This window comes from Micromonospora sp. NPDC047753, from assembly GCF_040642735.1.
In the GTDB taxonomy this organism is placed as follows: domain Bacteria; phylum Actinomycetota; class Actinomycetes; order Mycobacteriales; family Micromonosporaceae; genus Micromonospora.
The window spans coordinates 1-10,732 of the sequence record NZ_JBEYSL010000219.1 but is presented as its reverse complement, the minus strand read 5'-3'; the positions used below and the strand labels follow the sequence as shown (position 1 = coordinate 10,732).

The window sequence follows — 10,732 nt, the reverse complement described above, 5'->3', positions numbered from 1 at the left end:
TCCCGGGGCGACCGGGGGTAGCCGCTCGTAGAAGCGGATCTTCTCCCGGAGGTGGTCGTACTGGCGCTGAAGCAGGCGCATCTGCTCCTCGACCCGCGCCGCGTGGTGGCACAGCAACTCGTGCCGCTCGTCGGTGGTGTGCTCGCCGTCGCGGGCCAGTTGCGCGTAGCGGCGCATCTGCGCGATCGGCATCCCGGTGTCCCGCAGGCAGCGGAACAGCACCAGCCAGCCGAGGTCGTCGTCGGTGAAGACCCGCTGCCCGCCCGCCGTGCGCTCAACGTCCGCGAGCAGGCCGATCTTCTCGTAGTACCGCAGGGTGTCCAGGCTGAAGCCGCTGCGGCGGGCGGCCTCCGAAGGGGCGTAACCGCTCATCTCGCGAGATGGTAGCGCTTGACCTGGAGCGCGCTCCAGGTTGGAGGCTGGTGACCATGACGACGACACGGACGCTGGGACGCAGCGGCATCGCGGTGAGCGCGATCGGAATGGGGTGCTGGGCCATCGGCGGCCCGCTCTGGGGTGACGACGGGCAGCCGTTCGGCTGGGGCGAGGTGGACGACGACGAGTCGATCCGCACCATCCACCGGGCGCTCGATCTCGGGGTGACCCTGTTCGACACCGCCAGCAACTACGGCGCCGGGCACAGCGAGCGGATCCTCGGTCGAGCCCTGGCCGGGCGGCGGGACAGCGTGGTCATCGCCACCAAGTTCGGCAACGTCAGCGAGGAGAGCACCCGGCGGGCGCTCGGCACCGACGCCAGCCCGGCCTTCGCGGTGCGCAGCCTGGAAGACTCGCTGCGCCGGCTCGGCACCGACCACGTCGACCTCTACCAACTGCACATCAACGCACTGCCGGTGCCCGCCGCGCTCGATCTGGTCGACACCCTGGAGGCCCTTGTCGACCAGGGCAAGATCCGGGCGTACGGCTGGAGCACCGACGACCCGGCCTCGGCGGAGGCGTTCGCGGCCGCCGGCCCGCACTGCGCCGCGATCCAGCACGACGAGTCGGTGCTGCGCGACAACGCGGCGGTGCTGGCGGTCTGCGACAAGCACGACCTGGCCAGCCTCAACCGCGGCCCGCTGGCGATGGGGCTGCTCACCGGGTCGACCCGGGCGGTCGGGGCGGACGATGTGCGCGGACGGGCACCGGAGTGGCTGGAATGGTTCACCGAGGGCCGGCCGACGCCACGCTGGGCGGCCCGGGTCGACCAGGTCCGCGCGGCGCTCACCGCCGACGGGCGCACCCTGGCCCAGGGCGCGCTGGGCTGGCTGCTGGCGCGCAGCCCCCGTACCGTGCCGATCCCCGGCCTGCGCACGGTCGCCCAGGCCGACGAGAACCTCACCACCCTGGAGCTGGGCCCCCTGAGCGCCGAGTCCTACGCCGAGGTGGAGCGCCTCCTAACCGACCTCCGCACCCCCTAACCCCACCCCTCGCCCCCACCCCTAACCCCGCCCCCGGCCTCGCCCTCTCGCGCCATCGATCTTGCACTTTCTGTGCCGACAAAAAGGGCGTAGCAGGGAACAACGGCAACCGAAGGTGCAAGATCGGCGAGGGGTGGAGGGCTCCAGATGCGTCCGGGGGCGGGGGTTTGGACGAAGATGGGGGTATGCGGATCCTTCTGGCCGGCGCGTCCGGCTTCCTTGGCACCCGGCTGGCCGACCTGCTCGTCCGCGACGGACACGAGGTCACCCGGCTGGTCCGTCGAGCGCCGGGCGGACCGCAGGAGCAGCGATGGGACCCGGCCGCCGGGCAGCTCGATCCGGCCGTGGTCGCCGAGGCCGACGCCGTGGTCAACCTGGCCGGCGCGGGCGTCGGCGACAAACGCTGGAACGACGACTACCGGCGGTTGATCCGCACGAGCCGGGTGGACACCACCACCACGCTGGCGACCACAATCGCCGGGCTCCCCGCCACGGGCCGACCCCGGGTGCTGCTCAACTCATCCGCCGTCGGCTGGTACGGCAACACGGGCGACCGGGCGGTCGAGGAGGACGCCCCGGCCGGCGAAGGTTTCCTGGCCGACGTCTGCCGGGTGTGGGAGGCCGCGACCCGTCCGGCCGAGGACGCCGGCGTACGCGTGGTCCGGCTGCGTACCGGCCTGCCGCTGCACCGCGATGGCGGCCTGCTCAAGCCGCAGTTGCTGCCGTTCAAGCTCGGCATCGCCGGCCGGTTGGGCAGTGGCCGGCAGTGGCTGCCGTGGATCTCGATGGCCGACTGGCTGGACGCTGTCCGCTTCCTGCTCGACAGCGACGACATCGCCGGCCCGGTCAACGTGGTGGGGCCGAACCCGGTCACCAACGCCGAGTTCACCCGCGAGCTGGCTCGGCAACTGCACCGGCCGGCGGTCATCCCGATTCCCGCGCTGGCGCTCAAGGTGGCCCTCGGCGGCTTCTCCCACGAGGCCCTCACCAGCACCCGGGTCCTCCCCGGAGTCCTGACCAGAGCCGCCTACCCCTACCAGCACCCCACTCTCGACACTGCCCTGAAAGCAGCCCTGACCCCCTGACCCCGCCCCCTCCCCACCCTGTTGATCAAGAGACTTGCGTCAGAATCCGGCTCCCGGATGACGCAAACCTCTTGATCAACAGAGGCGGGCGGGTGGGGTCAGCAGCCGATCACCCAGTGGTTGGGGGCGGTCTGCTTGAGGGTGCTGGTGTAGAACGTGTTGTAGAGGCCCATCCGCTGGTTGGAGCCGTTGGCGTAGGCGTAGCCGCCGGACTGGTACGCCCGACCGGCCGCCACGTGCGTGTAGTTGCTGGCCGTCACGCAGGTCGGCGGCGTGGTCGGGGTGGCCGTCGGGGTCGGCGTGGGGGTGGCGGTCGGCGTCGGCGTGGGGGTGGCCGTCGGGGTCGGGGTCGGGTTGGTCCCGCCGCCGTTCAGACCGAAGAAGAGCGCGTCACGGTACGTCGAGCAGATGGTGTCCAGGAAGTACGCGCCCGCGGTGCCGCACTGCTCGGCCGCCGAGCCCGGGTCGACCGGGGTGCCGTGGCCCATTCCGGAGATCCGGTAGAGGCGTACGTCGTCGTTGCCGTACACCTCCAGGCTGGTGTTGCCGGGTAGCGACGAGGTGCTGGTCGGGGTCTGCGACACGCCTCGCACGTTGGTCCACTGGTCGCGGGACTCCGTGCCGTTGAGCGGGGTGACTGTGGTGTCCGACGTGCCGTGCCAGATCGCCACCCGGGGGCGCGGACCGGTGTAACCGGAGTACGCGCCCCGCACCAGGTCGCCCCACGCGGCCGGGGTCTTGTCCGCACCCGGGTTCATGCAGCTGAACGCGTTGACCATGCTGGTGGCGCAGCGGTACGGGATTCCCGCGATGATCGATCCGGCGGCGAAGACGTCCGGGTAGGTGGCCAGCATGACGGCGCTCATCGCCCCGCCCGCGGAGAGCCCACTGACGTAGACCCGGGAACCGTTCACCCCGAAGTTGGCCTTGGCGTGGTCGACCATCTGCTTGATCGACAGCGCCTCGCCCTGCCCCCTGGTGGTGTCCCCGGCCTCGAAGAAGTTGAAGCACGAGTTGGCGTTGTTGCCACTGGGCTGCTGGGCGACGATCAGGGCGAACTTCCACTGGTCGGCGTACTTCTGCCAGCCCGAGCCGGCGAAGTAGCCGGAGGCGTTCTGGGTGCACCCGTGCAGCAGGACGACGGCCGGGGAGTTGGCCGGCAGGTTGTCCGGCCGGTAGGCGTACATGGCGAGGTTGCCGGGGTTGGAGCCGAACCCGTTGACCTGGGTGAGAGTGGCGGCCTGAGCGGGTGCGGCGACGGCGACCGCGCCCGTGACGGCGAGGGCGAGCCCGGCGACCGCACCGAGCAGCCTGGTGAGGGTGGACGAGGAGCGGCGCACGGCGGCCTCCTGGAAGGGGCGGACTGTGAACTGGGTCACTGTCGAGTTGCCGAGACGTTACGACGATGTGTCGCCGCTATGACATGGGGTGGACTCACACATTCACGACGAACGCTGTGTACGCCGAACCCCGCCCGCCGACGCCGTACCAGAACCGACGACAACCGCCGGTCTGACCGGACCGTCCAGGTCCGGTTGGTAACGTCCGCTGCGTGCCGTCCTCCCCGTCGCTGGCCACCGGGCCCGCCCCCGCGTCACCGCAGCGCACCCTCCGGGACCGCCGGGCCGACCTGATCGTCGTGCTGGTGGCGCTCGCGCTCGCCGTCTGGGTGACAAGCGGGCTGTGGCGGGACCCGAACACCCGCACCATCACCGTCAACTCCAGTGACCAGGCGCTGTTCGAATGGCTGCTGGCCTTCGGCGGGCACGCGGTCACCCACTGGGACAACCCGCTCTTCACCTACCTGATCAACGTCCCGGACGGCGTGAACCTCGCGGTCAACACGACGATCACCGTGTACGCGGTGGTCTTCGCCCCGCTCACGTACCTGATCGGGCCGCCGGCGACGTTCCTGGTGATCCTCACCCTGAACCTGCTCGCCACCGCGCTGGTCTGGTACTGGCTGCTCTCCCGGCACCTGGTCCGCAGCCGGCTGGCCGCCGGGGTCGGCGCTTTGTTCATCGCCTACTCCCCCGGCATGGTGTCGCACGCCAACGCGCACCTGAACTGGACCGCCGGTTGGCTGGTGCCGCTGTTGATCTGGCGGCTGTTCGCGCTACGCCGCGCCGGGCACTGGCTTCGGGACGGGGTGATCCTCGGCGTGCTGGTGGCGGTGGCCTTCTCGATCGCCGCCGAAGGGCTCTTCTTCACCGCGCTGGCGCTGGGGGTGTTCGTCGCCATCTGGGCGCTGCACCCGGCCAACCGGGCGGAGGCCCGTGCCGTGCTGCCCACCTTCGTGCGCGGGCTCGGGGTGACCGCCGTGGTCGCCGGCGTGCTGCTGTCGTACCCCCTGTGGTTGCACTTCGCCGGGCCGCAGCGGTTCCACGGCACCGGCTTCGACCCGGTGATCCACTCCGAGGACATCGCGGCGTTCGCCGCCTTCCCACGCCGCTCGCTGGCCGGCGAGGCCGGGTTGGGCACCTCGTTGGCGCCGAACCCGACCGAGGAGAACTCGTTCTTCGGCATCCCGCTGCTGGTGCTCACCGTGGTCTGTTTCGTCACGCTCTGGCGGCGGGCCGACCCGAGCCGCCGGGCCACCCTCTGGGCGCTGGGCGTTCTGGCGCTGATCTTCTCGGTGCTCTCCTTCGGCCCGATCGCCAAGGTCGACGGGCGACGCACCGACCTCCCCATGCCGTTCGACCTGCTCGGACAACTGCCGGTGGTGAACGCCGCGCTGCCCGCCCGGCTGGCGCTGGTGGTCGCGCCGGTGATCGGGCTGGTGCTGGCGTACACCGTCGACCAGTTGCGTGCCGCGCCACCCCGGTACCGCCCCACGGAGCTGGCCTGGGTGCTCGGCTTCGCGGCGGCCCTGGTGCCGCTGCTGCCCACCCCGCTGCTGACCGACGAGCGGGAGCCGATCCCGCGGTTCATCACCTCCGGCACCTGGCGGGACTACGTCTCGCCCGACGGGGTGCTGACCCCGGTGCCGCTGACCGTGGACATCTACCCGGACGGTCAGCGGTGGCAGGCGTACGCGCTGTCGCACCGGCAGGGCGAGTTCGCCATCCCGGGCGGCTTCTTCCTCGGGCCCGGTGGGCCGGACGGGCGGGGCCGGATCGGTCCGGTGCCGCGCACGCTCAGCGCGTTGATGGACCAGGCCGGCCGCACCGGGTTGGTCCCCATCATCACCGACGGCACGATCCGGGAGGTCCAGTCGGACCTGCGGCACTGGCGCATCGAGACGGTGGTGCTCGCCGACCAGGTGCACGGCGCGAAGTTCGAGGTCGACGAGGAGGCGCTGCGACGTACCGGCATCGCCCTGTTCGGCGAGCCGCAACGGGTCGACGACGTCTGGCTCTGGCGCATCCCGCCCACCGATCGGTAGTCCGCGACGCGGCCGGTCGGGGCATCACGACCGGCCGTCATCGCGTCTAATGGGCCGATGGAATCGACCGGCGGGCGACTGCGGCATGCCACCGTTGTCGGGCTCGCGCTGGGGCTCGTGGCGCTCAGCGCGCCAGCGGCCACGGCCGCTGACCGCCCCGCCGCGGCCGCGAGCAGCGCTGTCACCGACAGCACGGCCGGCGGAGGCGCTGTCACCGACAGCACGGCCGGGGTGGTGCCGAGCCGGGTGCGCGATCCGTGGCTGTGGCAGGCCACCGTGGGGCAACGACCGGCCGGTCCGGCCGCGTTGGTGTTCTTCACCGACCGCACCCGCTATTTCGAGTCGACCGGCGTGCTTGTCGCCCGGGACGGCGCCTACCGGCTCATCCCGATCGGCATGGCGGAGGGGCACGGGCTGCTCTCCCCCGACGGGCGCCACTACCTGCGGCCGCAGTCCGGCGAGTTGCTGGACCTCACCACCGGCCGGCAGCGCCGCACAGTGAAACCCGGGCTGCACCCGTTCGCCTGGTCACCGGATGGGCGACGCGTGCTCGGCACCCGCAACAACGACGATCACGTCATCAGCTACGGGCCGGACAATCAGCAGCTCAACGACCCGGAAAAGCCCGACGACCTGCTCGTCGTCGACCCGTACCAGGGCACCGAGCAGGTGGTCGAGGCCGGCACCTTCGCCGCCCACAACGAGGCGGCCTGGTCACCCGGTGGCGACCTGGTGGCGGTCACCGGCTCGCCGGACGTGCCTGCCCGGCTCGCCGAGCGCCAGCGACTTGTGGTCCTGGACCCGACCGGCGGCGGTCCTCGCTGGCAGGTCGACCTGGGCGACCGGCGGATGCTGGCCGGCCCCGCCGCCTGGCATCCGGACGGCCGGCGGCTCGCCCTGCTCGCCTTCGACGGCTGCGCCGGGCCCAGGTGCACGGCCGAGCAGCTGGCGGCGCGCAGCTGGCGAATCGAGTTCCTGGACACGGCCACCGGTCAGGCGGTCGGCCAGGCCCTGCCGGCCGGCACGTCGGTCAGCGGGATCGTCGGCTGGCGCGGCGACGACCCGCTCCTGCGGTACGTCAGCAGAACGGAGGCGGCCACGGACCGGCAGGCCACTCTCGCCGCGCTGTCGCCCGAGGGCGGTCGCGAGGTGCTGGTGACCACGCCGGTCGGGTCGACCGACCTGATGGTGCCGGGCGACCTGCTGACCCGGGCCGCGTTCGGTGGGCCGGAACCCCAACCGTCACCCTTCGCCGCCCCGCTCTGGGTCTACCTGACGCTGGCCGTGCCGACGCTGCTCGTGATCGCTCTCATCGTCCGCCGGGTCCGCCGCCACCGCGCTGCGACGGGCCCTGCTCCGGCGTGACAACGAGCCGCCGAGCGGCTTGACGTGGTCCTCGTGAGGCGGCTCACCAGGGATGATCGCCCCGGACGGGACTAGGCTGGTTGCCGTGACAACGACGACCCCCGGCCTGACGGCCGTCCGTGCCGGTCTGCTCGACTACCAGGCCGCCTGGGACGAGCAGCGGAGCCTGCACGAGTCGGTGGTGGCTGGCGAGCGCGGCGACACGGTGCTGCTGCTGGAGCACCCGAGCGTCTACACGGCGGGCAAGCGCACCGAACCGTGGGACCGGCCCATGGACGGCACCCCGGTCGTCGACGTGGACCGTGGCGGCAAGATCACCTGGCATGGGCCGGGGCAGCTCGTCGGTTACCCGATCCTGCGCCTGCCCGACCCGGTGGACGTGGTCGCCTACGTGCGCCGGACCGAAGAGCTGCTCATCGACGTGTGCGCGGAGTTCGGGCTGACCGCCGGCCGGGTCGAGGGGCGCAGCGGGGTCTGGGTGCCCGAGGACGACCGGGGGCCGGCCCGCAAGGTGGCGGCCATCGGCATCCGGGTGGCCCGGGGCGTCACCCTGCACGGCTTCTCGATCAACTGCGACTGCGACCTGACGTACTTCGACCGGATCGTGCCGTGCGGCATCCGGGACGCTGGCGTCACCTCGCTCACCGCCGAGCTTGGTCGGCCGATCAGCGTCGCGGACGTGCTGCCGGTGGTCGAGCGCCGGCTCTCCACCCTTGTCGCGATCTGAGAGTCGGCCGCGCGTCGGGTGACCGACCGGCGGCTTACCCTCGGTCGGTGCAGATTGATCTCGTCACCGTCGTCATCACCGAGTACGACCCGGCCATCGCCTTCTTCACCGGGGTGCTCGGCTTCGAGCTGGCCGAGGACGCCCCGTCGCTGACCAATGACGGGCGGCCGAAGCGTTGGGTGGTGGTCCGTCCGCCGGGCGGCGGCACCGGCTTGCTGCTGGCCCGTGCCGACGGCGAGCGGCAGGAGGCCGCGGTGGGCGACCAGACCCACGGCCGGGTGGGGTTCTTCCTCCAGGTCGACGACTTCGACGCCACCTACCGCCGGATGGTCGAGAAGCGCGTCGAGTTCGTCAAACCGCCGCGCACCGAACCGTACGGCCGGGTCGCCGTCTTCCGCGACGTTGCCGGCAACCTCTGGGACCTCCTCGGCCCCGCCTGAGCCGCTGCCGGCCCGCTCCACGGATCGAGTGGGCCGGCAGGGCTCCCACCTACGGGGTCAGCCGGTGCAGGTCACGGGGGAACGCGGTGACCTCGCGGACGTTCGCCGCGCCGACCAGCCGGGCCACGAACCGTTCCAGGCCGATGGCGAAGCCACCGTGCGGCGGCATGCCGTGCCGGAACGCGTCCAGGTAGCCGACGTACGGCTCGACCGGCTCACCCCGGGCCGCCAACGCCGCCAGGTAGTCGGCGTGCCGGTGCAACCGCTGCCCGCCGGTGACCAGCTCCAGACCCCGGAACAGCAGGTCGAAACCGTTCGAGTACGCGGGCCGCGCCGGGTCCGGGTGGGTGTAGAAGGGTCGCTTCGCCATCGGATAGCCGGTGACGAACAGGAAGTCCGACCCGTGTTCGCGCCGGGCCCACTCCCCCAGCGCCCGTTCGTGGGCGGGCGCGAGGTCCGGCTCGTCGGCGGGCGCGCCGGCGATCGTCAGCGCCTCGGTGAAGTGCACCGCCGGGATCTCCGCCGGCACCTGCGGCGGCGAGACGCCGAGCGTCGCCAGTGCGCCGGCGGCCCGCTCGTCCACGGTGCCGAGCATCCCGGCCACCGTGTCGCGCAGCACGCGCATCACGTCCCGGTGGTCGGCGACGAAGCCCAGCTCCGCGTCGAGCGACGTGTACTGCGCGAGGTGCCGGACCGTGTCGTGGGGTTCGGCCCGGAAGACCGGCCCGACCTCGTAGACACGTTCGAAGACACCGACCATCAACTGCTTGTAGAACTGCGGTGACTGGGCCAGGTAGGCGGGTCGACCGAACCAGTCCAGCGCGAACACGTTCGCACCGCTCTCGGTGCTGGAGCTGACCACCTTCGGCGTGTGGACTTCCACGAAGTCCTGGGCGTCGAGTGCGGCCCGGAACCCGGCCACCGCGGCCGCCGAGATCCGCAGGGCGGCCGAACGGGTGGGGTGCCGCAGCGCGGTGGGCGCGTTGTCGAGCTGGGTGGGCAGGCTCGCGGTGAGTGCCGGCCGGTACAGGTCGAACGGCGGCGGCTCGGCGGGCGACCCGAGGAGACGTACCGTCGGGTCGGTCAGCTCGACCCCGGCGGGCGCCGTGCCGTTCGCGGTGGCCGTCGCGGTGACCTCGACGACCGTCTCTTCGGTGAGTTTCTCCAGCTCGGCGCGGACGGCCGGGTCGGTGACGACCACCTGGGCAAGGCCGGTGGCGTCGCGCACGATCAGGAAGGCCACCGACTTGAGCAGTCGGCGGCGGTGCACCCAGCCGGCGATCCGCACTGTCGTGCCGATCCTGGCGGGCAGTTGCTCGGACAGGGTTCGTTGCATGGCGGGCTGCTCCTCGGTCGATCGCCACGCCGTCGCCGCCCTGGGGTGGCGAAAGCGTCGCATCAGCCCCAGGGAGGTGTGGGCGAGCGGGAACCTCGCGGTGCCACCACACCTTCGCCCCCGCCGGAGCGGGGACCTCGTTCGTCGCCTGATGACCGGGGCCAGCCGGGCGGGCTCTACTGGGCGCGGGGGGCCCGCGGCCGTTCTTCCCGCAGCTCGGGAGGGTCTTCGCGCCCCGGTGCCAGACCGCCTCTCAGCACCGGCGGCTCTCTGCACTGGCGGGTCGGGGGCTACTCGGCTCCGTCGTCGCTGTTGGCGGTGACCGTAGCACCCGAATCCCGCTCGTGTGACGCACATTTTCGACACCCCGGTGTCCGGCGTCACAACGTTCGGGGCGTGACGCCGGTCGCCTGACGCACATAGACACCCGCCGTCCGGCGTAGGCTCATTTTCGTGACGATCGAGCACTCCGCGCCGACGACCGGCCAGGCAGCGCGCACCGCAACGGCGGCCCCCGAGGGGCGGCGTCTGCTGCGGATCGAGGCGCGTAATGCCGAGACGCCGATCGAGCGCAAACCGCCATGGATCAAGGTCAAGGCCAAGATGGGCCCGGAGTACACCCAGTTGCGCGGGCTCGTCTCGCGCGAAGGGCTGCACACCGTCTGCCAGGAGGCCGGCTGCCCCAACATCTACGAATGTTGGGAAGACCGGGAGGCCACCTTCCTCATCGGTGGTGACCAGTGCACCCGGCGCTGCGACTTCTGCCAGATCGACACCGGCAAGCCGGCCGAGTTCGACGCCGACGAGCCGCGTCGCGTCGCCGAGTCGGTGGTCTCGATGGGGCTGCGTTACGCCACCATCACCGGTGTCGCCCGTGACGACCTGCCCGACGGCGGTGCCTGGCTGTACGCCGAGACCGTCCGACAGATCCACGCCCTGCAGCCCGGCTGCGGCGTCGAGCTGCTGATCCCGGACT

The 10,732-nt window shown here is 71.9% G+C and carries 10 protein-coding genes; 7 read left to right on the top strand and 3 right to left on the bottom strand.

The genetic code is table 11. The annotated features are described in order from the left end of the window. Window positions 1-372, bottom strand: a 372-nt coding sequence (locus ABZ749_RS19170; protein WP_357229558.1) for a MerR family transcriptional regulator, incomplete at its 3' end; no start/stop codon positions are given. A 56-nt stretch (window positions 373-428) separates the two neighbouring features. Between ABZ749_RS19170 and ABZ749_RS19165 the strand changes: the two genes are divergently transcribed. Beyond that, the gene (locus ABZ749_RS19165) at window positions 429-1,418 is read left to right on the top strand and encodes an aldo/keto reductase (protein WP_357229556.1); all 990 of its coding nucleotides are present in this window, start codon (window positions 429-431) and stop codon (window positions 1,416-1,418) included. Window positions 1,419-1,603: 185 nt separating this feature from the next. After that, window positions 1,604-2,503: a TIGR01777 family oxidoreductase gene (locus tag ABZ749_RS19160; RefSeq protein WP_357229554.1), complete on the top strand. Its 900-nt coding sequence runs from the start codon at window positions 1,604-1,606 to the stop codon at window positions 2,501-2,503. A 98-nt stretch (window positions 2,504-2,601) separates the two neighbouring features. Here the strand turns inward: ABZ749_RS19160 and ABZ749_RS19155 are convergent, their stop codons facing one another. Then, entirely contained in the window at window positions 2,602-3,843 is a 1,242-nt protein-coding gene (locus ABZ749_RS19155; RefSeq protein WP_357229560.1) for a PHB depolymerase family esterase, read from the bottom strand. A 212-nt stretch (window positions 3,844-4,055) separates the two neighbouring features. Between ABZ749_RS19155 and ABZ749_RS19150 the strand changes: the two genes are divergently transcribed. From ABZ749_RS19150 to ABZ749_RS19135, 4 genes are all read left to right on the top strand, one after another. Beyond that, window positions 4,056-5,888 (top strand): DUF2079 domain-containing protein, encoded by a 1,833-nt coding sequence (locus ABZ749_RS19150; protein ID WP_357229552.1) that lies wholly within the window; start codon window positions 4,056-4,058, stop codon window positions 5,886-5,888. Window positions 5,889-5,945: 57 nt separating this feature from the next. Further along, window positions 5,946-7,253 (top strand): hypothetical protein, encoded by a 1,308-nt coding sequence (locus ABZ749_RS19145; protein WP_357229550.1) that lies wholly within the window; start codon window positions 5,946-5,948, stop codon window positions 7,251-7,253. A gap of 85 nt (window positions 7,254-7,338) precedes the next feature. Beyond that, window positions 7,339-7,980 (top strand): lipoyl(octanoyl) transferase LipB, encoded by a 642-nt coding sequence (gene lipB / locus ABZ749_RS19140; protein WP_357229547.1) that lies wholly within the window; start codon window positions 7,339-7,341, stop codon window positions 7,978-7,980. A 47-nt stretch (window positions 7,981-8,027) separates the two neighbouring features. Next, window positions 8,028-8,420, top strand: coding sequence for a VOC family protein (locus ABZ749_RS19135; RefSeq protein WP_357229544.1), 393 nt, complete (start codon window positions 8,028-8,030; stop codon window positions 8,418-8,420). Between the two features lie 49 nt (window positions 8,421-8,469). Here the strand turns inward: ABZ749_RS19135 and aspS are convergent, their stop codons facing one another. Then, complete coding sequence (aspS, locus tag ABZ749_RS19130) at window positions 8,470-9,756, bottom strand: aspartate--tRNA(Asn) ligase (RefSeq protein ID WP_357229541.1); 1,287 nt, start codon at window positions 9,754-9,756, stop codon at window positions 8,470-8,472. A gap of 453 nt (window positions 9,757-10,209) precedes the next feature. Between aspS and ABZ749_RS19125 the strand changes: the two genes are divergently transcribed. Then, a partial coding sequence (locus ABZ749_RS19125) for a lipoyl synthase (RefSeq protein ID WP_357229540.1) occupies window positions 10,210-10,732 on the top strand: 523 nt, incomplete at its 3' end.